We start from the raw sequence: 23,849 nt of genomic DNA on the forward strand, positions 1-23,849 counted from the left end.
TCAGGAACGCCGGAACTATGGATTTTTATTTTTCCCGTTTTGAACATCGTCGTCCTCCGGAACCGTTAACAACACCGCGTTGGGTCATGATGACCTGGCAGGTATTAGCGGTCGCGGCACTTATTCTGGGTGCAAATTATATTTACTGGCGCTGGACCGCCTCCCTGAATACTGACGCACTATGGTATGCCATACCGCTGGTCCTCGCCGAAACGCTGGCGTGGATAGGGACCGTGCTGTTTACCATCAACTTATGGAAAGAACAGGATCCCCCCCAGTGTCCGCCCCCCGGCGAAATCAACGAATGCCTGTTTCCGGAAGAGGCCGTAGAACCTCGTCCTGTTAAAGTGGATTTGTTCATTGCCACCTACTCGGAAGACACCGAGCTGGTCAGGCTGTCCATTCGCGACGCCCTGAAGATGGCCTACCCGTATCCGATTGACTACCGGATCCACGTGCTTGATGACGGTCGCCGCCCGGAGATGAAAGCCGTCTGCGATGAGGAAGGCGTTAACTATATCAGCCGCCAGACCAACATCGGCTTCAAGGCCGGCAACCTGCGCAACGGTCTTGAGCAAACCGACGGTGATTTCATTGTTATCTGCGACGCCGATACCCGCGTATTTCCCACCCTTCTCAGCCATACGCTGGGCTATTTTCGCGATCCGGACGTGGCCTGGGTGCAGACGCCGCAGTGGTTCTTCGACCTTCCGGAAGGAGAAAATCTGTCACGCTGGGGCCAGCGAAAAGCCGGAAAAGTGGGCTACGGTCTGGGCTGGCTGATTCAAAAGTGTGTTGGCCCGGTCACCGTAGGCCGCGACCCGTTTTTTAACGATCCGCGCATGTTCTATGACGTGATCCTGCGGCGGCGCAACTGGGCGAACGCGGCTTTCTGCTGCGGCGCGGCCTCCATCCACCGGCGCGAGGCGGTCATGCAGGCCGCGCTGAGAAGCTACGTCTGGTCCGTCGAAGAGGAGATCCATCGCCACACCCGCGACATCCGCGATGAAGAAACCCGCGAAGCGCTGCAGGAGGCGATGCGCCCGCACGTGGCGTTTGACACCGAGCTCACCCCCTACAAATTTCACGTCTCGGAAGATATTTACACCTCGGTGCTGCTGCACGGAGACGCCGCGCGACGCTGGCGCTCGGTTATGCATCCGCGGGTTGAGTCGAAGATGCTCTCTCCGCAGGATATGCTGACCTGGATGATCCAGCGCTTTAAATACGCCGCCGGCTCGCTGGATATTTTGTTCCATGACAATATCTTCAGCCGTCGCCGCTTCCGGCTTTCCCTCCCCCAGACGCTAATGTATGCCACCACCTTCTGGTCTTACATGGCCTGCGTGTGGAACACGGTATTTTTGATTTCGCCCATTATCTATCTGTTCACCGGCATTCCGCCGGTATCCGCATGGTCGACGCCGTTCTATCTCCACTTTCTCCCCTTTTTTATCTTTTCTGAACTGGCGTTTATGTTCGGGACATGGGGGATCTCGGCCTGGGACGGCAGGGCCTCTTACCTCTCCTTCTTTTCCATGAACCTGCGCGCGCTCAATACCGTGCTGCGGGGCGAGCAGATCAAATTTCACGTCACGCCAAAAGAGCGGCAGACGGGACGTTTTCTCTACTTGGTGAAGCCGCAGATTGCCATTGTGGTGCTGACCCTCGCAGGGCTTATCTGGGGCGGTATTCAGGTGGCGCGTGGACAGGTGGACGACCCCTCTGGCTACGTCATCAATATTTTCTGGGGAGGGGTGAACATCGCCGCCATGCTGCCGCTGATTTTCGCGGCCATGTGGACGCCCGCCGAAGAGGATGAGGTCACCCAATGAGGATACGTGATGCCCTGCTGCCCGCGCGCAGCTACCTCACCATTTTGCTCGGGTTCCTGCTCGGCTTTGCCATTGTGGTCTGGGTGGAGAAACAGATGCCCACGCGCGTGGAAAGCAGCGGCGGCATCGCGCTCAGCAAAGACTTCCCGCCGCTGCCTGCGAAACGCGCCCTGACCTATGACGAAGCCATCTGGGCGCGGGTCGCCTGGCAATACTACGTGAATAATACCCAGCCAAACGGGCTGGCGAATGCCAGCGATGGTGAACCCTGGCTGAGCCTCTGGAGCGTGGGAAGCTATCTGTTTGCGACCGCTGCCGCAGAGCAGCTCAACATTATTTCCGCCGATGAGTTCGACGAGAGGATCGGTACAGCCCTGTTCGCGCTGGGGCAGCTGCCGCTCAACGAGCGAGGCCTCCCAGCCGCGTATTACCATGCGGATACCCTGAAAATCCTCGGCAAACCCGACGCCTCGGCAATTGGGCTGAGCCGCCTGCTGACGGCGCTTCAGACCCTCCTGTGGCGCTATCCTCAGCACGCGGCGGCTATCCACGATCTCTTCAGCCTCTGGAACACCGGCGCTCTGATTGAACATAACGTCCAAAGCCAGGCGGCCGTGCCGCTCCATCACTGGACGCTGACCGATGATGAACAGCGGGACAGTTTTGGCTACCGTCTCTATGCCAGCCATACGCTGCGCCTGATTGACAGCGCGGCAGGCCTCGCGGTAACCAACCCGCCTGAAGGGCAAAAGATGATCGATCTGGACGGCGTGATGGTGCCGGATGAAGGGCTACGCACGCCCTGGGGCAAGCAAACCTCCCTGATCAGTCTCCCCTACCTGTTAACCGGCCTTGAACTGGGCTTTGACGCGCAGAGCGCTGAGATTGCGTGGCGGATTATGCAGATCCAGCAGCGGCGCCATAGCCTGCGCAGCCCAAAACCCCCTGTCAGCACGGATTACGCCGAACCGGCGCCGGATTACGTCAACGATCTGCCGAACAGGCAGCCGGTACAGGCGCGCAACCTGCGCGACGAGGTGCCGGAGAAAGTGGCAATTACCTCCACCCGCACCGCGTTTGCCTGGTATGCCCTGTTCCGCAACAGCTGGAGCGAAGCGCTGCGCCAGCAGGTTCTGCCGCTTCAGGTACCGGGTAAAGGCTGGCAGCGCGGATTAAATCTCAACAACAGCGTCAATGCCGTCGTGGACGCCGATACCAATGCCATTGTGCTGGAAAGTCTGTCTTACATCGCGCATGGTCAGATGCTCTGTCTGGCCTGCCTCTACACATCCCCCTCAGCAGGAGCAACGCCATGAAGCCACGATCCCCGATCCTTTTCCACCTGCTCACGGGAATAACGATCTGCTGGCTGGCGCTATCGACCGTGCGTGCGGACACCGAACTTCCTGCATCAGGTTACTCCCCGCGCAGCGGCGAGCTGACCGCCCGGGAGATGACCATCGCGAAAAACGCCTGGCAGTATTTCGTCACCAACTATCAGCCCACGACGGGACTGGTGAATGCGGTCAACAAATATCCCTCCACCACCATGTGGGACAGCGCCTCCTATCTGGCCGCCCTGACGGCGGCGCGCGAGCTGGGGATCATTGATAAAGCGGAATTTGACCGCCGGATGCTGAAGTTTCTCGCCACGTTAAACACCCTGGTACTGTTCCGCAACGAGCTGCCCAACAAGGCCTATAACACCATCAGCGGCCAGAAGGTGGACTACACCAACAAGCCCGGCGAAATTGGCTTCTCGGCGCTGGATATCGGGCGAATGCTGGTCTGGCTGAAAATCATCAAGGAGCGTTACCCGGAATACGGCAACAGCATTGATAACGTGGTGCTCGGCTGGGATTTCAGCCACGCGATCGACCCCTGCGGCACGCTGTACGGGGCCTATCTGGAGAACGGCCAGCCGAAGTACGTTCAGGAAGGTCGACTGGGCTATGAAGAGTACGGCGCGGCCGGTTTCCAGCTGTGGGGGTTCAATACCTGCAAAGCCAGCCGTCCGCAGCCTTACGAGCTGGCCGAGATCTACTGCGTGCTAGTCCCGTACGATACGCGCGACCCGCGCAACACGTCGCAGCATAACTACGTGGTGACGGAATCCTACCTGCTCTACGGGCTGGAGTTCGGCTTTGATAAACCGACCGACCGGGATAACGCTCCGCGCGACTACTCCCTGACGTGGATGAAAAACTTTGCTGACCGCGTTTATCAGGCTCAGGAGAATCGCTATACCATTACCGGCGTCCTCACCGCGCGCTCCGAGCACCAGCTCGATAAGGCCCCTTATTTCGTCTATGACACTGTCTTCAGCGACGGATACAACTGGAACACCATTACCGATAAAGGCCAGTTCGTCCCCAACGCTGCCGCGATATCGCTGAAGGCGGCGCTGGGCATGTGGGTGTTGTGGAACTCCCCCTATACCGACCGCCTGCTGAATACGATTGAGAATGCCAACGAAGAGGGAAAAGGATACTACGAAGGGCTGTATGAAAACGGTGACGGCCCGATCAAAGAGTTCACCGCGAACAATAACGGCATCATGCTGGAAGCCCTGCTGTTCAAGAAAGAGGGAAAACTGCTGGCCTTCAACACCGACAACCCAAAGAGCAAGGATTTTGCCCCGTCGCTGTGGGATCGCAAGCTGCTCGATCAGTTTGAAGAGAACAACGCTCTGCGCAGCCGTCCGTTCCTTAGCAGCACACCGGCCATAAAAAGCTGGTGCGACCGGACCGGCGTCACGCAGCGTACCAAACCCGCCTGTCAGGCCTGTCAGTGCGCGTCATGCAGCGTAGACGAGCCCGTTAAACTGCCTCCGGTGACTGCGCAATGCTTAAAACCTTAGCCAGAGGGCTCGCGGGATTACTCCTTGCAGGCGGGGTCATTTTTGCCCTGTTTGGTCATCAGGGCGCAGGCTGGCGCTGGCTAATCCACGGCGGCTGGCACTCCAGCGCGCGTATCGCCGCCCTGACGCCGGAAGAGCAGACGTGGGCGACGATCGCCTGGCGCTATTTCGTCAATAATACCCAGCCGCAAACGGGACTGGTCAACGGGAGCGACAAACAGCCCCGCGTCACGCTCTGGCAAATGGGCGATACGCTTATCGCCCTGCTGGCGGCAAAAGAGCTGGGACTGATTGAGGACGCCGAGTATGACGCTCGCTTAACCCGTCTCATGGGCACCCTTAACCGCCTGATGCTGACCGATGCCCGAACGCCGGGTCGGCTCTATTCCAGCCAGACGGCGACGCCAGTCGACTTTAGCGGCAAGCCCAGCAAAAACGGCTGGTCCGCGCGCGACATGGCGCGTCTGATGCTCGCCCTGCGCCTTACCGCAGAGCGGGAGCCGCAGTACAGCGAATACCTGGATAAAATTATCCTGCGCTGGAATTTCTGCCCGGTCATCGACAGCGAAGGCGAACTGTGGTCCTCTTCCCTGCAAAACGGTCAGCCGGTCGTGCGGGAGGAACTGCGGCTGGGCGAAAGTGAATATGCCGCGACGGCGTTTCAGCTGTGGGGATTTTCCCCGGATAAAGCATTTACGCCCCCGGCGCACCACGTCATCATCGCCCAGCGGCGTCTGGCCGTCGATGCCCGCGATCCGCGCACCACGTGGCAGCCCTCTCTGATTACCACCCTTCCCTATATGCTGCCGGGCCTGGAGTTTGGCTGGGAGCCAGAAGGCGTTGCGGCCGATCTGCAACAGCGTCTGCGCAAGCAGGCCGAAAACGTCTGGCTGAGCCAGAAGACCCGCTGGGAGACCGATAAAATCCTGACGGCCAGGGCAGATTTCACGCTCTCTCAGGCGCCCTGGCATATCCAGGATACCGTCTGGGGAAATGGCTATGCCTGGAACTCTGTCGGAGACGATGGCCGGGACTACACCCGTTTCGCACAGGTATCGACTAAAGCGGTTTTTGCCCTGTGGGCGCTGTGGGACACCCCGTACACCGACGTGCTGATGACGGTCACCAAACACCTTAACGATCCGCAGAAAGGCTGGTATGAAGGCCGTCAGGAAGCCACGGGCGATACCAACGCTGCCTTAACCCTCTCGACCAACGCCACGGTGCTGGAAGCCCTCTTCTTTAAACACAACGCCGGGCCGCTTTTTGACGTGCGTCGGTCGAAGAAAGAGAGCTACTTCTCACGCCGCCTGGCGGAGCAATACACGCCCATCGGACACTGTCTGCCGGGCGAAAGCACCCTAAGGAGGACGCCGTGAAGTTCTATCGCGATCTGTTTGAATCCAGCCTGAACCGCGTCTTTCCGAATAATGAAAAAACCGCGTTTTTTCAGACGTTCTATGACGCCTTCGTCCATATGTCACCCGAAACCGAGGCGCATTTTTCTCGTCTGCCGGATCGGGAGGGCCAGCAGACCCTGTTTAAAAGCTTCTTCGCCATGCTCGCGGTCGACGGCGCCCTGATCGTCCCTGATTTTCTCGAGCGCCTGGCGCGGGAGCAAAGCGACGACGGCCTCCACCTTCCCCCGCGGTTTTTTGCCCTGTGGCGCGAAGCGATGTTGAACGCGGTGAGCCTGCGCGATCCGCAGTGCGACGATGAGATCCTCACCGCCTGGGCCATGGCGATCGCGCCCGGGCTGGAATACCTTCGCCGACAGGCAGAACTGCACTACCGCGCGTAGGGGGAATCACGATGAGTTCATTCACGTACGATCTTAACGCGCTGCCGGCCGCCGTCATGATTTATGACCGTAATGAATGCCTGCAGGCGTGGAATCACAACGTGGCCCTGTTTTATCCGGTCATTACCCCGTGGCTGAAGGTGGGAACGACACTTGAGGCGCTGGCGGAACGCTTTATCGATGCCGTTTACAACGTCGACCCCGGCCTGCGTCAGACGCTGCGCGAGTCGATCGTGCGCAACTGTCGGCAGGATAAACACTGCGAGGTGCGCCAGGCGGGCCAGCGGCGGATCTTCGTCCAGCATCAGCGGCTTGCGGACGGCGGTATTGTCAGCCTGCACAGCGATGTTACGGAGCTGGATGAAGCGCAGCGCGCGCGCCACCAGCTGCATGACGACTTTCTGCTGACGGCGGAATCCATTCATATCGGGATCTGGGACTGGCAGGTTTCCGGCGACACGCTCCAGGTCAACGATACCCTGCTTGCCATGCTGGGCCAGTCGCGCACACAGTGGCGATATCCGGTGCGTTTTCTCCTCAATCAGGTCCACGAGGACGATCGCGCAGCGCTACGCAAGGCGCTGCACGCTTCGAAGCAGGATCATCGTCCGGTCTTTGAATGTGAAATTCGCGTGCATCACCCTACCGAAGGACTGCGCTGGATGCTGCTGTCCGGCCAGGTGGTTACGCTCTCCATTGAGGGAAACGCAGAGCGCGTTATTGGCACGCTGCAGGATATTACGCGGCGCAAAGAGGCTGAAATTCAGGCGTTCGCCTCGGCCATTGAGGCACAAAAAGCCAATGAGGCAAAAAGCGCGTTCCTGGCGAATATGAGCCATGAAATTCGTACCCCGATGAACGGCATTATCGGCATGACCCAGCTGTGCCTGGATACGTCTCTGAGTGCCGATCAGCGTGACTATCTGACCCTGGTGATGAGCTCTGCCCAGTCGCTTCTGCATATCATCAACGATATTCTCGACTTTTCCCGAATTGAAGCCGGCAAAGTGGAGCTGGAGTCGGAACCCGTACCTGTCCGCCCCTTTATTCAGTCGCTCATTCGTCCGCACATGCCGGGGGCGAGCGAAAAAGGCATCGAGCTGCTGGTTGATATTGCGCCCGACGTTCCCGATGTGCTGCTTGTTGACGGCGCGCGGCTGCGCCAAATCCTGACCAATCTGCTGGGCAACGCGCTGAAATTTACCCATCAGGGAGAAGTTATCCTGGTTGTTGAGCCCGGCGATAGCGCGAATCGATGGCGTTTTCGCGTGCGCGACAGCGGCATTGGCATACCGGCAGATAAGCAGAAGGCTATTTTTGAAGCCTTCAGCCAGGCGGATAACTCAACCACCCGCCGCTATGGCGGTACGGGGCTCGGGCTAACCATCTCGGCAAGACTGGTTGCGGCCATGGGGGGCGAATTAACGGTCTCCAGCGAGCCGGGAAAAGGCAGCGAATTTTCGTTCTCGCTGCCCCTGGCGGCGCAGACCCTTGCGCCCGGAGAGCGCCCACATAGCCAGCGCTTTAACGGTGAAGCCGTACTGGTGGTTGATGATAACGCGACCAACCTGCGGCTGCTGGCCGCGATGCTCAGCCAGATGGGACTGAAACCCACCTGCGTTAACAACGCCAGCGAGGCCATTGACCGGGTTAGAACGGGAACAGCGTGGCCCCTGATCCTGCTGGACGCGCAGATGCCGGATATGGACGGCGTGTCTCTGGCCCTTGAGCTTTCGGTTCTGCCGCAGGTTGCTGAAAGCCATATCATCATGCTGAGCTCCATGAGCCGACATTTTGATATCAATATGCTGAAGCGGATCGGAATCAAGAGCTATCTGCATAAGCCTATCGCCCAGGATGAATTACATCAGGCGATTGCCGCCGCGTTTGAACGTTCGCCAGCACCCGTGGGTGAAAGCACGCCCACGCCTGTCGCCTCGCCTGCAGCCACGGGCCTGCGGATCCTGCTGGCTGAAGATAATCTGGTCAACCAGAAGGTCGCCGCGCGCCTGCTCGAGCGGCTCGGCCATAGCTGTCAGATCGTCGACAATGGCGTCGCGCTGCTGGAACGCTGGCGCGCGGATACGTGGGACGTTTTACTGATCGACCTTCAGATGCCAGAGATGGACGGTGAGACCGCCATTCGCCTGCTTCGTGAAGAAGAGCAGTCCCGGCCCGGACCGCCTCAACCCACCGTCGCCATGACCGCACACGCCATGCAGGGGGATAAAGAGCGCTGCCTGAATATGGGGTTCGACGGCTACATTGCCAAACCCATTAGCCAGGAGCGTCTCGCTGAAGAGATTGCCCGCGTGCTCCAGCACCACGAAGACGCCTCCGGTTTTCCGGATGAAGCACGCCTGCTGAAGCAGTGCGCTGACGATCCCACCCTGGTACAGGAGCTGCTGGCCCTGTTTGGCGAAGGGCTAAATGAAGCAATCAAAACCATTACCCAGGCGATCGACTGCAACGACCGCGAGGCGCTGCGACGCGCGGCCCACAAGCTGCGCGGAGAAGCCGTCACCCTGGACTTCAGCACGCTCGCACAGCAGCTGCAGGTGCTGGAAAGCGACGCGCATACGCTGGATGGGCGCCAGCTTGCGGCCCTGAAAGAAAATCTTAGCCAGGAATCGCTGCGCCTGATGGCGTGGCTCAACGCGCGGGGGGTAAACAAATGAACGCTCGCAACTGCACGCTGCTCGTTGCCCTGTTGACCACCCACGCGGTGGCGAACTCTGCGCCGGTCAGTTGGTCTCTGGCCGGAGAATGGCAGGTTCAGGATGCCAATGACAGCGCACGTCTTGCCGCATCAGGCTGGCATCCGCTTCAGGTTCCTGCCAACTGGTACAGCGCCGGGTACGATCATCAGGGCGCGCTGTGGTACAAGCACGCGTTTTCCCTGCCCGTGCAGCCCCCTGACGTGATGAGTACCCTGGTGTTTGACGGCGTCGATTACCTGGCAGAGGTGACCCTGAACGGCCAGCCGCTGGGCAAGCATGAGGGCTACTTTCAGCGTTTTTCGCTGGACGCCAGCCCGGCGTTACAACGTCACAATCGGCTCATCGTCAGGGTAGACAGCCCCTACGAAGATCCGCACAAGATCTGGCCTTTGCATAAAACGGCCATGAAGGGGGTTCTGAATCAGCATGACACGCGTCCCGGTGGCGCCTGGTCGCCGGAAGGACAGGACGCTAACTCGGGCGGCATCTGGGCACCGGTCCGGCTGCACCTTAGCCGGGGCGCCACCCTTGATGAGACCATCCTGCGGCCCGACTGGTCACAGGGGCTGACTCGCCCGACGCTAAAAGCGGAGATTCGCTACCGCGCGCTCGGTCAGGGCCCGGCGACCGTGCGGCTCACCGCCACGCCCGCCAACTTCAGCGGCAGGCCCTATCAGGCTGACTTTCCGGTTACCCTCGAAAGCGGTGCCCATTCCGTGCAGGTGACGCTGCCCATGCCGAAGGCAAAGCTGTGGTGGCCGATCGGCACGGGGAAACCCCACCTGTATAACGTTCGCGTGGCGTTGCGGGATGCAAACGGCTTAATGGACACGGCGGTAACCCGCACCGGGCTGCGCAAAATCGTCGAGCAGCCCGACAATAAGGGCTGGCTCATAAACGACAGGCGCCTTTTTATTAAGGGCAGCAATTACATCGGTTCCCCCTGGCTCGGTACCATGACGCGAAAAAAATACCGACGCGACCTTCGTCTGGTGGAAGCCATGAACGCCAACGCCATACGCGTGCACGGACACGTTGCCGGGCGCGCGCTGTATGACGTGGCCGATGAGATGGGCATGATGATCTGGCAGGATGTTCCGCTGCAGTGGGGCTACAACAACAGTGCGGCTTTCACGGAAAATGCGGTTCGACAGACGCGGGAGATGATCGAACAGTTTGGCAATTCCCCCGCCATCATCGTCTGGGGCGGGCATAACGAACCGCCGTGGAACTCGCCGTGGATGGAAAAACGCTTCCCGGACTGGAATAAAGATCTGAATCGCGAGCTCACGCAAAAGGTGGCGGATACGCTTGCCGAAGATACCTCCCGCATCGTGCACCGCTTCTCCGCCGTTGAGGAGCATTACTGGGCGGGCTGGTACTTCGGCACCGTGCGCGACCTGCTTGCCCCAGCCAAAACGGGGATCATTACCGAGTTCGGCGCGCAGGCGCTTCCCCGCCTGTCAACGCTAAAAACCATCATCCCGGCGGCGTCGCTCTGGCCAAAAACGACCGCCGCCGACGATCCCGGCTGGACCGTCTGGAAATACCATAATTTTCAGCCCTTCCAGACCTTTAAGTTCGCCGGTATTTCGCGCGGGAAGAATATTCAGGCGATGATTCGCAATACCCAGGCGTACCAGTCTCAGCTGGTGGCCACGGCGGCCGAAAGCTATCGCCGACAGCGATACCAGCCGGTGACGGCCCTGTTCCACTTTATGTTTGTGGAAACCTGGCCCTCCATCAACTGGGGCGTAGTGGACTACCTTCGTAAACCTAAAGCCGGGTTTTACGCGCTCCAGCGCGCGTACCAGCCTGTTTTGCCGTCCATCGAACCGGTCACCGCGCAGTGGCAATCCGGCGCGGCGGCGACCGTGCGCCTCTGGGCCATCAACGACACCTGGAAACCGTGCAGCGAATGCCGCCTGACCTGGCGTATCACGCAGCGCGACAAGGTGCTGGCAAAAGGCACGACGACGATGACGATCGCAGCAGACTCAGGAACGATGGTAAAAGCGGTTACGGCCACGCCCGTGGGCCAGGACGACGTGTCGATTCGGTTTACGATTGAAAACAGCGCGGGAAAAATTGTCGGCGAAAATCAGCGCACGGAGTCCGTCATAAAGTGAGCGAGGGGAAAAGGAAAATTGCCGCTTCCCCTGCTTTCTTGTACCCTTTCAGCGTTTACCCCAATCCCCTAAAAATCGAGACATCCGGACGCCTATGACTGCACACATTTCCAAAGATCCTTTACATGGCGTAACGCTGGAGATGATGGTCAACGCCCTGGTGGCGAAGTATGGCTGGAGCGAATTGGGCGACCGCATCAAAATTAACTGTTTCAGAAAAGATCCCAGCGTTAAATCGAGCCTGAAATTCCTGCGCCGCACCCCGTGGGCGCGCGCGGAAGTTGAAGCCCTGTATCTGGACTCCCTCAACGATGAGGAAAGCGCAGAACAGGCGGCGCCCGCCTTTAATCCCTGGGCTAACAGTCGGATTATCAAGAGCTAATACGCAAATGACGCGACACGTAAAACGGATCGGTGCGCTGGCTGCCTGCGCGCTTTTACTTGTAAGCTGCTCCTCAAAACCACCTAAATCATTGGTTACCCCTCTTCCCACCGCCAGCAAACCGACGCAGCAGGCAAACGAGCCGATGCGCGGGGTCTGGCTGGCGACCGTCTCTCGTCTCGACTGGCCGCCGGTGGCCTCGGTGAATGGCCACAGCGCCGACCAGCGCATCACCATGCAAAAGCAGGCGCTGATCGGCAAGCTCGACAACCTTAAGCGCCTCGGGATTAACACCGTATTTTTCCAGGTGAAGCCGGACAGCACCGCGCTCTGGTCATCAAAAATTCTGCCGTGGTCAGATATGCTGACGGGCAACATCGGCGAATATCCGGGTTACGACCCGCTGCAGTTTATGCTGGATGAAGCGCACAAGCGCGGCATGAAGGTTCATGCCTGGTTCAACCCTTACCGCGTGTCGACCAATACTAAGCCCTCAACCATCGCCGCCCTGAACCGGACTTCATATCTGACCCCGTCCAGCGTCTATGTTCAGCACCCGGAATGGGTACGCGTCTCCGGAGATCGTTTTGTTCTCGACCCGGGCATTCCCGAAGTGCGCGACTGGATAACCAAAGTGGTGACCGAAGTGGTGGCAAACTACCCGGTAGACGGCGTGCAGTTTGATGATTACTTTTACGCCGAATCGCCGGGATCCGCGCTCAACGACGCGCAAACCTGGCGGCAGTACGGCCAGGGATTTGCCTCAAAAGCCGACTGGCGCAGACACAATACGCAGCAGCTGATCGTGCAGGTGTCACGCGCGATCAAGCAGACCAGGCCCAACGTGGAGTTTGGCGTCAGCCCGGCGGGCGTGTGGCGTAACCGCTCCTTTGACCCGGCGGGTTCGGACACGCGCGGCGCCGCGGCCTACGATGAATCCTACGCCGATACGCGGCAGTGGGTGCAGCAGGGCCTGCTGGACTACATTGCCCCGCAGATATACTGGCCCTTCTCCCGTGATGCGGCGCGCTATGACGTGCTGACCAAGTGGTGGGCCGACGTCGTCAAGCCGACCCACACCCGCCTGTATATCGGCATTGCGTTCTACAAGGTGGGCGAACCGTCGAAGAATGAGCCGGACTGGACGGTACAGGGCGGCGTGCCGGAGCTAAAAAAACAGCTCGACCTTAACGATTCGCTGCCCAACGTGAACGGCACCATCCTGTTCCGGGAAGATTACCTGAACCAGCCGCAGACCCAGCAGGCGGTGAACTACCTCAAAGGGCGCTGGGGTAGCTAAGTGACTATCAGGCAGAAACACCCCGTTTCTGCCTGATTTCTTACGGCTTCGGCCCGAACATTGCCTCAAGCTGCTGCGCGTCCGGCATACCGACCACCTGCTGCAGTTCGTTTTCCGCATTCAGATAGTAAATGGCCGGCGTGGCGTTTGCGCCCAGGCTGTCCATCAGCGCCTGGTGTTTCTGCAGGATCGCTACCGTTTCGCGGGAAGCCTCGCCTTCAGGCTTGGGTAATTTTTTACCGCCGGAGAGCTCATACTCGCGCCAGGCCGAAACCGGATCTTTCGCATTCAGGATCGCAGAGGCGTTACGCCCGCTGTTGGGGTTAAGAAACGCCACCAGCAGCGTGTTGAGCTGAACCTTGCCCGCCTTCACCCACGGCTGCGCTTCAGACCAGAACTGCTTGCAGTACGGGCAGAACGGATCGGCGAAGACGAAGACCTTACGCGGAGCGTTATCTGCCCCTTCCTTCAGGGGATGCGCCGCGTTGAGGTTCTTCCACATCTCGCGCCCCATCGGAGCGTAGATCTCTTTCTGGAAATAGCCTTCGCTGAGGTTTTTTCCTTTTTCATCGTACAGATAGCCCGAGATGACGTGCTTGCCGTCCGGCGTTAAAAACAGCGTCACGCCCATGTCCTGATATTGCCCCAGCCAGGCCGGTGCGCCGCCGGGGGCATCCAGTTTCTTAATGATTTTGATCTGCTGCTGCTCGCTGAACTGCTTCACCACATCCGGTATGGCATCAGCGGCCTGGGCCAGCCCTGAGGTCGCCAGCGCCGAAAGTAACAGTAATTTTTTCATTTCCCTCTCCGGTTTTTCGGGGGCATTCCGCCCCCTTCAGGTTAGCGGTTTTTCAGTGCGTCACTGACCATTTCGTCGAACTGTTCAAAAGGAACCCAGCCGGGCAGCAGCCCTTCGCCGATAAGCGTGGCGGGCGTGCCCTGAATTCCCATTTTTTCCGCGACGATTAGGCTGCGTTTGATCGACACCATGCTCTCATCATCCGGCGCGGTGACGCTCACCCCCGCGCGCTTTTGCGCCTCCTGAATGCTGGCGTCATCGTGGTATCCCTTTTTGGCCATCAGGGTATGGTTAAATTTCATAAACTGCTCGGGATGCGCGCGCCAGACGGTTAACGCGTCGCGCGCGGCGGTCAGCGAACTTTCCGAGCGGAAAGGTAAAAACTTAAAGACCACCGCCACATCAGGGTGTTTTTCGACGATCTTCTCCAGGTAAGGATCGAATTTTTTACAGTACGGGCAGTTATAGTCGGTAAACACCACCAGGGTGAGCTTTGGGTTTTTCGCGCCGATGCGCGGGGAGTTCGGATCGTTAAACAGGAAATCAGCGATCATCTTCTGCGCGCGCTGTTCCTGGTCCGGCGTCAGCGGCTGGGCTGCCATGACCTGAGCCGAGGTCAGCAGGAGCAGAAGCGTAATAAGGAATTTTTTCATAATACATTAGCCTTTTGCATTGTTCAGGGTGGTGACCAGGGTGCGCTTGTCCAGCAGCGGCGAGAGGATGTCCCCCTCAGGCGTGCCGGGGCCATAGACCTCATTAAAGGGAATGGCGTAGCGGTTTCGCTTCGCGAGAAACTCCGCGATAAGCGCGGAGGGCTGGCTCCAGTCTCCGCGCAGGGCCACCACGTCCGGCTGGCTCAGCGCGGCAATAACGTCCGGCTGACGCAGTACCCGGTGCTCGTTAACTTTGCAGGTCACGCACCAGTCCGCCGAGATATCCACAAACACCCGTTTCCCCTGCGCCAGAGCCTGCTCAATGGCCTCCTCGCTGAGCGGCTGCCACGGGATGGTCTGTGCAACGCTTTGCGTGGTGGCGTCAGACGGTGAGTTGAGCAACCCGCGCAGCTGATACCCGCCGAACACCGACAGCGCGATGACCACGACCCAGAATAACGGCGAGGAGGTTTGCCCCTTCTTCGCGAACAGCGCCAGCGCGATAACGATCAGCACCAGCATCACGACCTGGCTGACCGCCTCGCCCAGATGCAGGCTCAGCAGCGTGACCAGCCAGAGGCTGGAGGCCAGCATCATCAGGCCCAGGATCGTTTTGAGCGTGTTCATCCAGCGGCCGGGTTTTGGCAGCAGCATGGCCGTTTTCGGCACCAGGGCCACAAACAGCCACGGCAGGCTCATGCCCACGCCGAGCATCAGGAAGATAAGCCACAGGGCGTGCAGCGGCGCGCCAAGGGCAAAGGCAACCGCCGTACCGAGAAACGGCGCGGAGCACGGCGTGGCAAGCAGCGTGGCGAACATCCCTTCGCAGAAACTGCCGCCAAGCCCTGTGCCCCCTGCCGTTGCCAGCCGCCCGGCGGCGGCAGAAGGGAGCAGCATCTCAAACGCCCCAAACAGGTTCAGCGCAAACAGGAAGGTGACGGCGACCATCAGGCCGATAAACCACGGGTTCTGGAACTGAATGCCCCACCCCAGCGACGCCCCGGTCAGCTTAAGCGCGGTCACCATCGCGGCGAGCAGCGCAAAGGAGGTGAGGATCCCGGCGCTGGTGGCCAGGAAGCGCAGCCTGATGGCGCGCCTGTCCGATCCCGCCTGCAGGATGCTGTTAAGCTTCATGCCCATTACCGGCAGCACGCAGGGCATCAGGTTCAGGATCAATCCGCCCAGCAGGGCAAAAAGCACCATTTTACTCGTTCCTTCAGGCGCGGAAGGCTCTGCGGGCGTTGCCTCAACGGTCATGGTGGTTTGCTGCGCGTTACCGCCATTGGTCAGCACAAACGACAGCCTCTTGCCTTCCAGCGAGGCGGGTTTATCGCCCCATTCATCAGTCACGGGTACCGTCACCCGAAGCGTGTTGCCATCGTGCTTAATGGCCGGCTCGCCTGGCAGAATGTCACCCTCCAGCGGGTCAAAGTAGATCCCCGGATTGTCCCACTTCCCGTCCGTGGTGCCGGTAATCACCAGCTTGTCGCCAGCGAGCCATGCGGAGAGATCCGTGGATACGCCAGACGTGCCCGGAACGGCGCGCATCGCTTGCTCGAAGGCGCTACTGAAGCCCTCATCCACCGGCTGGGTAAAATCGAGATGCAGCGGGTAGTCCGTCAGCAGGCAGACGTTGCTGCAGGTGGAGAGCGTGAGCGTTCCATTGAGCGCGTCGCTCTTCACCCCGTCGAGAACGATCGGAATCGTGACCTTATCGTGATATCCCTGCGTGGTCATGCCGGAGATATCGAAGCGCGACGGAACCGGCCAGGACCAGCTGTCCGTTACGCCTTCCGGCCAGCTGATTTTTGGCGCGACGCCGCCCTCGCCCGGCGATCGCCAGTAGGTTTTCCAGCCGGGCTTTAGCTCAACGGTGAGCAGGCCCTTAATGTGCGTTTGTTCCCTCTCCGCCTGAAAGCGGATGCGGGCGTGATCGTTTTGTGGGGAGACCAGCCAGCCGGTGTCTGCCGCATGGGCAATGCCGATGCAGGACAGCCACAGGAGGACGAATCCCCTGAAGAGGTTAACCATGTATTACTCCGTGAACAGTGAAAAATTATCGTGTGGTGACGATGATTTTCATTCACGGAAAACGCAGTTTTTAAGGTGTATTCGGGGAGGCGGTGCCTGAACGGGCTGTTCCGCGGGAGCAAAGGCCCGCCCTTGCGTCAGCAGCTGTAACAGCGCGAAGAAGATAATGATAGCCGGTAGCGCGCCGTCGAAGAACAGCGGCTGGGCACAAAGAAGCGACTGGGCGCCCAGCTGGCAGGGCGATGGCCCGGACTGCTCGGTGCTGCTTTGGGTTGGGGCATCTGCACTCAGTGAAATCTGCGGATCCAGTCCCTGTAAAAAATGGTTGAGCATCACCGCACGCTGCACGAGGCAAATCGCCATCGCGAGACAGGTGATGATCAGAAGCCATTTTCCGAGGAGCTGACGGTTGCGCATAATATTCCAGAGTAACAAGACGCCCCGATCATAAACGATAGTGATGAATCTACAAGTGCCGGAAGTGTAAGGTTTTGTCTGTCGCCGCTATTCCCCCGTCAGCGCGTCGTAGATATCCCGCAGCCGCGTGCGCAGAAACAGCACCGCCTTGTGCTTGCGGGATAGAAGCGCCTGCTCGCTGGCCCCTGTCTCCTCTGCCAGCATTTTAATGCTGTAGCCGTGGAGTTCGGTCTTTTCAAACACCTCCCGCTGCGGCGGCGACAGTTCAGACAGCGCCTGCCCCAGCTCTTCCCACAGCAGCGTTTTGAGATACTCCTCCTCCGGCGTTTGCGGTACGCCGAACAGGGTTTCGGCCAGCTCGTCCTCGGGAAAACCCTCTTCGTCTTCGCCCGTAAAATAGCCGGAGAGCGGCACCTCGCGCTTTTTACGCGCCCGGTCTGTCATCTCGTTACGCGCCGCGCGGAACAGCCAGGCCGCGACGTTTTCGACCGGCTGCTCCACTTTCATCAGCTGATACGTGACTTCCTGCAAAATGTCGTCGGCATCATCGCGAACGGACGTCCGTCCGCGAATGAAGGCTTTAAGCCGGGCGCGGCAGGCATTGAGCGCCGACATCAGCATGGATCCGCCCGCCTCCCCGGCTTTCATTTCGCTCACTCGGCTTCCGGCGTTTTGGGCGCGGCGTCATCGCGCTTATCGTCACGATGTCCATGCCAGCCGCAGTGACCGCGACCGTGACGACCAAAGCCTTCGCGACGCTGCTGAATAAACGCCTCGCGCTGCTCGGGCGTCATGTTCATCCAGCGCTCGTGCATCCGCCGGTGCGCGCCAAACATCCCCGGGCGGAAACCTAATCCGCCAAACAGAATGCGGCTCAGCACCAGAATCCCCAGCGCCTGCCAGAAACCAATGGCCTTCACGCCGAGGATCGCCGGGAGCAAGGCGTTCCACAGGGACATCACCAGCAGGCCGAGCACTATCAAAATCACCGCGCCGATGACTAAACCCTTGCCCATACGGTGGCGCCCGAATCCGCGCCCGTGACCTCTGCCGTGCATTTCAAAATCTCTCATGGTGTTTACCTCGTTTACAGTAACTGATTATGGCTTGTGGTGAGGTAGACGGATGAGGATGGGAAATATTGCCGGGGTGAATAAAATTTTTTGTGCTGTCGGATTTGGACTCATAGCTGTTAGAGCGGGCGCTCGTTATGAGTCACCTTCAGGCCATCTTTTTTTGCGAAATGAAGTCGCTAGTCTTCGCTTGAAAGAAAAGGGAAAGGCGCGAGTAAATGGCATAAAAAGACCGGCATTCTGAGTGCTGGTCTTGTGGCATAATTCAAGCATCAGTTTTGCCATGAAATGATGTTGTCCAGACCAGACAACAGTTCGGGAAAGTAACTTTCATCAATATCAAAGGAATCGTCAAGGGTAATACTGTCAGCATGGTTTTCAGGCTTCAGTACCATACTAACTCCAACAGCCCCGGCAAAATGTGCCTGATGAAACTTAAGCATAACCTGCTCGAATGCCGAGGTTAAACTAATATCCTTAGACTTTATACCTTTCGTTAAGGCCTGATGGAAAGCATGTGTATCATTCCTGAATTGCTCTAACTGACCGACAAAAAACTCTGCAGCAAACTCTGTTTTTAAGACAGGGATTGAGAATTCAACCCATACCATAATACGGCTATAGGCAGGCACCTCGGGCTCAGTCAGCCTTTCATAAGGCGTTAATTTAAGGTGTCTGTCACCGCTTGTGATATTTATCATAACCCCCCCTTACGGCATGTACTGAAAATGCATAATAGTCCAGTCAGCTTCCCTGACCAACACCTCTAGACGGTAAGACTTGTAAATATAAGCGCCTTTATTTTGCTTGTCTTCCACAAGCTTATACATACGAGCCTCGTACCGGAAAAGCCCTGGCTTTTTCAGTGGGTCTGGTGTTCTCGTACCATAACGAATGGCCTTTTCCTGAATCTGTAAAGGCACATAGCGACCGGGTGTTAGCATATGTTTTGCCGATGATTCACTCATCCTGAGCCCGCGAGCTGATAAGCCCATTTTCAGACGGCCACGCAAGAGACTGATGGTAGCCTCACTGAGTCTCACCGTTACGGCGGTTTTGACACCACTCTCCAGTAACGCCTTACCAGCCCGAAAAAGTCGAAATGCGCCAAAGGCGATTAAAGCGAGATCTGTTGGGTCAATCAGAGGAGCCTCTAATGGCGCTTCTTCCAGCCTGACAAACATGCCGTCTGCATCATAAATCTGCCATAAACCGGGAGCCTGCGCGACGGAATAACCAATACACATACCGCTTGCGTCATCAACGATAGGTTTTGAGTTCAGTGGAGGGTTGCGGGGACGAAATTCGAAATATTCACCTGCAGGCAATGTTGACTGGAAGGTATAAAAACGTCCTGGCTCGTCTGAAATTAATCCAACGCTCATTGTCATGATTTCCTTTTGGGCTAACCTTGTGGTCATCATAATTGACGTTTTCTCTACGTTCTACTTTTCTCGACTCTGATTTAATCGACACAGAAGCTAACGCCTCGCCGGGCTCGTTGTTCAACACCATCGGCACGGTGGCCATAATGGAGCCCGACGCGGTGAAGTCAGCGGTCTTGATGCCTGACACGGTAAGCGCCCCGTAAGCAAAGGACACGTGAAGCGCATCAGGGGAGGCAGACGGCTCGGAATTGTCATCCGAGAAAATGCCGGGCAGCACAAACGCCGTATCGAGCTCGTCGCCGATCGCCAGTAAAAGCACCTGCTCACCAACAGACGGAGCCCACCATACGCGCGACCGACCGGCGCGAGAGGAAAGCCAGTTCAGCCAGGTGGTTTCCATGCCGCCGGTCTGGACACGCCCCCCCTCGTCGAGGTCAATATCAGTCACAATGCCGGTGCGAATGAAATTTCTAAGAAGTCGTAAAATTGCGTTGGTTTGTATGTTCATGTCACAATCGTGAGGTCTTTTGATTTAACATGAAATTCGACTAGATTCTGACATAACCTACACAACAAACTTATGACCATCAGGATTAGATAATGAATACTGTTTTCTTCAGCAATCCAGATAATCAATATCTCATTTCAAATAAACTTCGTGAATTGAACGCAATGGACACCGATGGCGCGATAAGTTTCAGTAAAGAACGAGACTACCTCGTAATGGGAGCGTTACAACTTTTTTTAAAACATGCTGCAATATGGGATGAAAGGGTTCAGTTTAATATAGAGCTAATTGGTGATGCGTTCATTAGAGAGCTAAACACACCTATAAATGAAGAAAATCTTAACCTACTCTTCACCTCTTGTTTTAGATTTTTTATGGAAAATTATATATTCCATAAAGACAATCTCTTTCAACTCACTGAGGCCATAAAACAATTCGCAATTTACAGACAAGATGAATTCGACGAAAGATCATCAGGCCAGATCACATATGCTCTAAAAGAGATGCCTCTAACAATGATTAGAGAGATTTTAAGTAGCGATAACGCTAAGTCATACCAAGAGTATATCCGAAGGGCTAATGACCTTGAAGATGCAGGACGCCATTGGGATTCAATTTTAAAGGAGAACTTAGCTAAATCCGAAAAATTAAATGAATCCCTAGTCATGCAGGCAAATAAATTTAACTTTGTCGGTCTTTATAAGGGATTTGCCGAGCTTGGGGAAAATAAATCTAAGGAGCTAAAGTCAGCCAAGTATCTTATGTTTATCTTGGGCATACTTATTCCATTTCCTCTACTGATAGAGATCCTTACGTTTGCAGAGTCTGGTGCATTGCCCTCTGGATGGTCAAGCTTGGCAAAGATCATCCCCATACTTTCACTAACATTAATACTCGTATATTTCTTTAGAGTTTCACTTTTAAATTTCAACTCTATCCGCGCACAATTAATCCAAATTGACCTAAGAAAAAGCCTTTGCCAGTTCATCCAGAATTACGCAACTTATGCTCAAGAAATTAGAGAACATAACACAGATCTTTTAGTGAAATTTGAAGAGGTTATTTTTTCTAACATAATGCCATCAGAGGACAAGATACCCTCGACTTTTGATGGGATTGAGCAATTAACAAATTTAATTGGTGCGTTAAAAAAGGGAGGTTAGCCGCATTTTATAGCTCTTGACTACTAGTCGTAAAATGTGAATCCTTGTCTAGCGCGGCTTTCCAGCTACGCCAGACATGAAAAGGCTCCCTCAGGAGCCTTAAACCATCAATCAAGCCTGCACCGGCAACCTAAAACTCGAAATACTCCGCGAAAGCTGCTGCGCCTGCTCCTCCAGCGAGGCCGCTGCCGCCGCGGACTGCTGCACCAGCGCGGCGTTCTGCTGGGTCACGCCATCCATCTCGGTTACCGCCTGCCCGACCTGGCCGATCCCGCGGCTCTGCTCTTCGGAGGCGACGGAGATCTGCTCCATTAGCGTATTCACTTTATTCACCGACGAAATGATCGAATCAATCACCTCGCCCGAGCGGCTCACCAGCTCCGCACCGTTTTTGACGCTGGAGACCGACTGCGCAATCAGGCTCTCGATGTCTTTAGCCGCCACCGCGCTTTTCTGCGCCAGAGTGCGCACTTCGCTGGCCACCACTGCAAAACCGCGGCCCTGCGTTCCGGCGCGCGCCGCTTCAACCGCCGCGTTAAGTGCCAGAATGTTGGTCTGGAAGGCGATGCTGTTGATCACGCTGGTAATGTCTTCGATGCGCTTCGAGTTCGCCGCGATGGTGTTCATCGTGTCGATGACTTCACGGGTCACCGCTTCCCCGGTGTGGGCATTATTCACCGCGTCCTGCACCAGTTTTCCGGCCTGATAGACATTATCGGTATTGTTCGCCACCGTCGCGCTCAGCTCCTCCATGCTCGCCGCCGTCTGGGTCAACGCGGAAGCCTGCTGCTCGGTACGAGAAGCCAGATCGATATTTCCGGCGGCAATCTCCTGCGCCGCGTGCGTCACGGTATGGCTCGCATCGCGCACCTGGGCGATGGTCGCCAGCAGTGCCTGACGCATCTGCTCCATCGAACCCATCAGGTGGTCGATTTCGTTGCTTGAACTCCCCTTCACCGGCACCGGAACATCCAGCTTGCCCGCTGCAATCTGGCTGCAGTGCTCGCGCGCCAGGTTGACCGGGGCAAAGACAAAGCGCTTCATGAAGAAGCTGACTGCAACGATCACCACCACAAACAGGCTGGCAATAACGGCAATCATCACCAGGCCGGAGACGAAATTGCTGCTCGCATCCTCGTTCAGGCTTTTAGCGTATTTCTGGTGGACCGAAAGCACCTGGTCGAGAATGATTTCGTACTGGCGGTCGAGACGGGAAACTTCCGGGATCAGCGCGTCAAATTTGGCGACATCGTGCGCCGCAGCGGCATCGATCAGCGGCGCCAGCCCCTGGTTGCGGTAGTTTTGCCAGGCGTCCTGATAGGCACTCACCATCGGTGCTTCATCCGTCAGACGCGGCGAAGCCATAAACGCCGCAAAGGCATTGTCCGCTTTGGTCAGCGCCTCTTTCACTGCGGCAAGCTTTGCAGACTCGTCCGCCGCGTTGCCCGCTTCCACCATCTTCACGTACTCCATCACCCGCACGCGCAGCGTACGGCTGTGGTTGATGGGGTCAATAATGGACAGCACCACCTGGATCTCTTTGTTGACGTTATCCAGCGAGTTATTACTTTTAATGATGAGGCCAACGCTCGTCACGGTGCTGACGATAAAGAACAAAAGCAGCGAGAACAGGACAATCAGGGACGACTTTTTCAACGACATAAACCAATACCTCAAGGAGAATTATTCCTTATGGTTATCGGCGCTTCCAAAACTTAAATTAATTAAAGTTATTGATGTATCGCCTGGGGCTATACCGCTGACTTATAGCGCCGCTGCAGGGTGGCATCCAGCTTGCGCTGCAATGGCTGCGGCGTCTCCCCTTCGATCAATTTGCCAATCAGATCAAAGCAGTGCCACGCCAGCTGGCGGTTGTCCTGACGAATGGTATCGACCGGGATCGTCAGTGAATCGTAGAGATAGTGATCGTCAAAGCTGGCTAATCTGATATCGCTTTGCAACAGGTTATGCTGGCCCATATAGCGCAGCACCCCTTCCAGCAGCCCGCAGGCGGCGGTGAAAAGCGCTTTTGGCGGACGCCCCAGGCGGGCGCAGAGTTCAGCAAACATCTCGTACCCGGAGCTCGGGTGATAGTTACCGTGAATGATCCACTCGGGGCGCAGCTCCACGCCGGCCTCTCGCAGACCTTGCTTAAAACCGTCCAGACGGTCGCGCGTCGGAGACAGGCGCGGCTGGCCGCCGAGGAAGTAGAATTCATTTGGATGCTGGCGCGCAATGTCCGCTACCAGCGCCGCTGTCGGGGAAATGGAGTCGGTGATCACCAGCGGCAGTGCGCTGTCGTTCATGTGCCGGTCAAAAAGCACCACGGGCAGCTGCTCGCTGAGCTTCAGGTAGTCCGCATCGTTCAGCATGCTGGAAGCCACAATCAGCCCGTCCACCTGACGCGCCACCATATTGTTCACCACCACCGTCTCCTGCCCTGGGTTTTCATCGCTGCAGGAGATAAGCAGTTGAACACCCGCCTCGCGGCACAGCGTCTCCAGCTCGTGAGAAAAGACGGCGAAACCGTAGTTGGTAATCTCGGGAACGACAAGACCAATGGTGTGGCTGCGGTTATCGCGCAGCGAGCGAGCGTGAATGCTGGGCTGATAGTGGTGCTCTTTTGCAATCGCCAGCACGCGCTCGCGCGTCTCTTCCGCCACGCGAAGCTCTTTGCTGCGCCCGTTCAGGACCAGGCTGGCGGTGGCTTTTGACACACCCGCCAGCTCCGCGATGTCTTTTATGGTGACGCGTTTTGTTTTTCTCACAACGACTTAGATCCGGCTGCCA

General features: G+C 57.2%; 21 protein-coding genes. 10 read left to right on the forward strand and 11 right to left on the reverse strand.

Annotation, left to right across the window (positions count from 1 at the left end; genetic code table 11):
- The first annotated feature begins 17 nt into the window (after positions 1-17).
- From AC2FAJ_RS03200 to AC2FAJ_RS03240, 9 genes are all read left to right on the forward strand, one after another.
- Positions 18-1,835, forward strand: coding sequence for a glycosyltransferase family 2 protein (locus AC2FAJ_RS03200; RefSeq protein WP_028013198.1), 1,818 nt, complete (start codon positions 18-20; stop codon positions 1,833-1,835).
- The gene (locus AC2FAJ_RS03205) at positions 1,832-3,151 is read left to right on the forward strand and encodes a DUF3131 domain-containing protein (protein WP_047365133.1); all 1,320 of its coding nucleotides are present in this window, start codon (positions 1,832-1,834) and stop codon (positions 3,149-3,151) included. The genes AC2FAJ_RS03200 and AC2FAJ_RS03205 overlap by 4 nt, the downstream gene beginning before the upstream one ends.
- Positions 3,148-4,695 carry a DUF3131 domain-containing protein gene (locus AC2FAJ_RS03210; protein ID WP_047365131.1) on the forward strand — a complete coding sequence of 516 codons (1,548 nt, stop codon included), beginning with the start codon at positions 3,148-3,150 and terminating at the stop codon, positions 4,693-4,695. Before AC2FAJ_RS03205 ends, AC2FAJ_RS03210 begins: the two co-directional genes overlap by 4 nt.
- Positions 4,680-6,074 carry a DUF3131 domain-containing protein gene (locus AC2FAJ_RS03215; RefSeq protein ID WP_041909922.1) on the forward strand — a complete coding sequence of 465 codons (1,395 nt, stop codon included), beginning with the start codon at positions 4,680-4,682 and terminating at the stop codon, positions 6,072-6,074. Before AC2FAJ_RS03210 ends, AC2FAJ_RS03215 begins: the two co-directional genes overlap by 16 nt.
- Positions 6,071-6,496, forward strand: a complete 426-nt coding sequence (locus tag AC2FAJ_RS03220; protein WP_028013202.1) for a globin family protein — start codon at positions 6,071-6,073, stop codon at positions 6,494-6,496. The genes AC2FAJ_RS03215 and AC2FAJ_RS03220 overlap by 4 nt, the downstream gene beginning before the upstream one ends.
- Positions 6,497-6,507: 11 nt before the next feature.
- The gene (locus AC2FAJ_RS03225) at positions 6,508-9,174 is read left to right on the forward strand and encodes a PAS domain-containing hybrid sensor histidine kinase/response regulator (protein WP_485453804.1); all 2,667 of its coding nucleotides are present in this window, start codon (positions 6,508-6,510) and stop codon (positions 9,172-9,174) included.
- Positions 9,171-11,345: a glycoside hydrolase family 2 protein gene (locus AC2FAJ_RS03230; protein WP_047365128.1), complete on the forward strand. Its 2,175-nt coding sequence runs from the start codon at positions 9,171-9,173 to the stop codon at positions 11,343-11,345. The genes AC2FAJ_RS03225 and AC2FAJ_RS03230 overlap by 4 nt, the downstream gene beginning before the upstream one ends.
- Positions 11,346-11,439: 94 nt before the next feature.
- Entirely contained in the window at positions 11,440-11,727 is a 288-nt protein-coding gene (locus AC2FAJ_RS03235) for a VF530 family protein (RefSeq protein ID WP_041909918.1), read from the forward strand.
- A gap of 7 nt (positions 11,728-11,734) precedes the next feature.
- Positions 11,735-13,027, forward strand: coding sequence for a glycoside hydrolase family 10-like protein (locus AC2FAJ_RS03240; RefSeq protein ID WP_047365126.1), 1,293 nt, complete (start codon positions 11,735-11,737; stop codon positions 13,025-13,027).
- A gap of 40 nt (positions 13,028-13,067) precedes the next feature.
- On the opposite strand, the gene dsbG is transcribed toward AC2FAJ_RS03240, so the two are convergent.
- The 9 genes from dsbG to AC2FAJ_RS03285 all read right to left on the reverse strand — a co-directional run bounded on the left by dsbG (position 13,068) and on the right by AC2FAJ_RS03285 (position 19,896).
- Complete coding sequence (dsbG, locus tag AC2FAJ_RS03245; protein WP_047365124.1) at positions 13,068-13,826, reverse strand: thiol:disulfide interchange protein DsbG; 759 nt, start codon at positions 13,824-13,826, stop codon at positions 13,068-13,070.
- A 41-nt stretch (positions 13,827-13,867) separates the two neighbouring features.
- Positions 13,868-14,479, reverse strand: a complete 612-nt coding sequence (locus AC2FAJ_RS03250; RefSeq protein ID WP_047365122.1) for a DsbA family protein — start codon at positions 14,477-14,479, stop codon at positions 13,868-13,870.
- 6 nt (positions 14,480-14,485) lie between these two features.
- Complete coding sequence (locus AC2FAJ_RS03255) at positions 14,486-16,510, reverse strand: protein-disulfide reductase DsbD family protein (RefSeq protein WP_319878973.1); 2,025 nt, start codon at positions 16,508-16,510, stop codon at positions 14,486-14,488.
- A gap of 48 nt (positions 16,511-16,558) precedes the next feature.
- Positions 16,559-16,927, reverse strand: coding sequence for a hypothetical protein (locus AC2FAJ_RS03260; protein WP_028013210.1), 369 nt, complete (start codon positions 16,925-16,927; stop codon positions 16,559-16,561).
- A gap of 87 nt (positions 16,928-17,014) precedes the next feature.
- Positions 17,015-17,575, reverse strand: coding sequence for an RNA polymerase sigma factor (locus tag AC2FAJ_RS03265; protein WP_060571876.1), 561 nt, complete (start codon positions 17,573-17,575; stop codon positions 17,015-17,017).
- 5 nt (positions 17,576-17,580) lie between these two features.
- The gene (locus tag AC2FAJ_RS03270; protein WP_060571812.1) at positions 17,581-18,000 is read right to left on the reverse strand and encodes a hypothetical protein; all 420 of its coding nucleotides are present in this window, start codon (positions 17,998-18,000) and stop codon (positions 17,581-17,583) included.
- Between the two features lie 272 nt (positions 18,001-18,272).
- On the reverse strand, positions 18,273-18,701 hold the full coding sequence (locus AC2FAJ_RS03275; protein ID WP_082132730.1) for a WapI family immunity protein: 429 nt from the start codon (positions 18,699-18,701) through the stop codon (positions 18,273-18,275).
- A gap of 9 nt (positions 18,702-18,710) precedes the next feature.
- The gene (locus tag AC2FAJ_RS03280) at positions 18,711-19,385 is read right to left on the reverse strand and encodes a hypothetical protein (RefSeq protein WP_485453805.1); all 675 of its coding nucleotides are present in this window, start codon (positions 19,383-19,385) and stop codon (positions 18,711-18,713) included.
- Positions 19,315-19,896, reverse strand: coding sequence for a phage baseplate assembly protein V (locus AC2FAJ_RS03285; protein ID WP_485453806.1), 582 nt, complete (start codon positions 19,894-19,896; stop codon positions 19,315-19,317). The genes AC2FAJ_RS03280 and AC2FAJ_RS03285 overlap by 71 nt, the downstream gene beginning before the upstream one ends.
- Positions 19,897-19,988: 92 nt before the next feature.
- On the opposite strand from AC2FAJ_RS03285, the gene AC2FAJ_RS03290 reads away from it, so the two are divergent.
- Positions 19,989-21,059, forward strand: a complete 1,071-nt coding sequence (locus AC2FAJ_RS03290; RefSeq protein ID WP_485453807.1) for a hypothetical protein — start codon at positions 19,989-19,991, stop codon at positions 21,057-21,059.
- 111 nt (positions 21,060-21,170) lie between these two features.
- Here AC2FAJ_RS03290 and AC2FAJ_RS03295 read toward each other — a convergent pair whose 3' ends face one another.
- Together AC2FAJ_RS03295 and AC2FAJ_RS03300 are read right to left on the reverse strand one after the other, a co-directional pair.
- Entirely contained in the window at positions 21,171-22,721 is a 1,551-nt protein-coding gene (locus AC2FAJ_RS03295) for a methyl-accepting chemotaxis protein (protein ID WP_041909905.1), read from the reverse strand.
- A gap of 89 nt (positions 22,722-22,810) precedes the next feature.
- The gene (locus AC2FAJ_RS03300; protein WP_047368592.1) at positions 22,811-23,827 is read right to left on the reverse strand and encodes a LacI family DNA-binding transcriptional regulator; all 1,017 of its coding nucleotides are present in this window, start codon (positions 23,825-23,827) and stop codon (positions 22,811-22,813) included.
- Positions 23,828-23,849: the final 22 nt, after the last annotated feature.

This window comes from Enterobacter cloacae complex sp. 385G4 (assembly GCF_057320665.1).

Bases quoted from the DNA above. Each gene is read 5' to 3' on its own strand.
- AC2FAJ_RS03200 (WP_028013198.1), top strand. From the start codon at position 18: ATGGATTTTTATTTTTCCCGTTTTGAACATCGTCGTCCTCCGGAACCG.
- AC2FAJ_RS03205 (WP_047365133.1), top strand. From the start codon at position 1,832: ATGAGGATACGTGATGCCCTGCTGCCCGCGCGCAGCTACCTCACCATT.
- AC2FAJ_RS03210 (WP_047365131.1), top strand. From the start codon at position 3,148: ATGAAGCCACGATCCCCGATCCTTTTCCACCTGCTCACGGGAATAACG.
- AC2FAJ_RS03215 (WP_041909922.1), top strand. From the start codon at position 4,680: ATGCTTAAAACCTTAGCCAGAGGGCTCGCGGGATTACTCCTTGCAGGC.
- AC2FAJ_RS03225 (WP_485453804.1), top strand. From the start codon at position 6,508: ATGAGTTCATTCACGTACGATCTTAACGCGCTGCCGGCCGCCGTCATG.
- AC2FAJ_RS03230 (WP_047365128.1), top strand. From the start codon at position 9,171: ATGAACGCTCGCAACTGCACGCTGCTCGTTGCCCTGTTGACCACCCAC.
- AC2FAJ_RS03235 (WP_041909918.1), top strand. From the start codon at position 11,440: ATGACTGCACACATTTCCAAAGATCCTTTACATGGCGTAACGCTGGAG.
- AC2FAJ_RS03240 (WP_047365126.1), top strand. From the start codon at position 11,735: ATGACGCGACACGTAAAACGGATCGGTGCGCTGGCTGCCTGCGCGCTT.
- dsbG (WP_047365124.1), bottom strand. From the start codon at position 13,826: ATGAAAAAATTACTGTTACTTTCGGCGCTGGCGACCTCAGGGCTGGCC.
- AC2FAJ_RS03250 (WP_047365122.1), bottom strand. From the start codon at position 14,479: ATGAAAAAATTCCTTATTACGCTTCTGCTCCTGCTGACCTCGGCTCAG.
- AC2FAJ_RS03255 (WP_319878973.1), bottom strand. From the start codon at position 16,510: ATGGTTAACCTCTTCAGGGGATTCGTCCTCCTGTGGCTGTCCTGCATC.
- AC2FAJ_RS03260 (WP_028013210.1), bottom strand. From the start codon at position 16,927: ATGCGCAACCGTCAGCTCCTCGGAAAATGGCTTCTGATCATCACCTGT.
- AC2FAJ_RS03265 (WP_060571876.1), bottom strand. From the start codon at position 17,575: ATGAAAGCCGGGGAGGCGGGCGGATCCATGCTGATGTCGGCGCTCAAT.
- AC2FAJ_RS03270 (WP_060571812.1), bottom strand. From the start codon at position 18,000: ATGAGAGATTTTGAAATGCACGGCAGAGGTCACGGGCGCGGATTCGGG.
- AC2FAJ_RS03275 (WP_082132730.1), bottom strand. From the start codon at position 18,701: ATGATAAATATCACAAGCGGTGACAGACACCTTAAATTAACGCCTTAT.
- AC2FAJ_RS03280 (WP_485453805.1), bottom strand. From the start codon at position 19,385: ATGAGCGTTGGATTAATTTCAGACGAGCCAGGACGTTTTTATACCTTC.
- AC2FAJ_RS03285 (WP_485453806.1), bottom strand. From the start codon at position 19,896: ATGAACATACAAACCAACGCAATTTTACGACTTCTTAGAAATTTCATT.
- AC2FAJ_RS03290 (WP_485453807.1), top strand. From the start codon at position 19,989: ATGAATACTGTTTTCTTCAGCAATCCAGATAATCAATATCTCATTTCA.
- AC2FAJ_RS03295 (WP_041909905.1), bottom strand. From the start codon at position 22,721: ATGTCGTTGAAAAAGTCGTCCCTGATTGTCCTGTTCTCGCTGCTTTTG.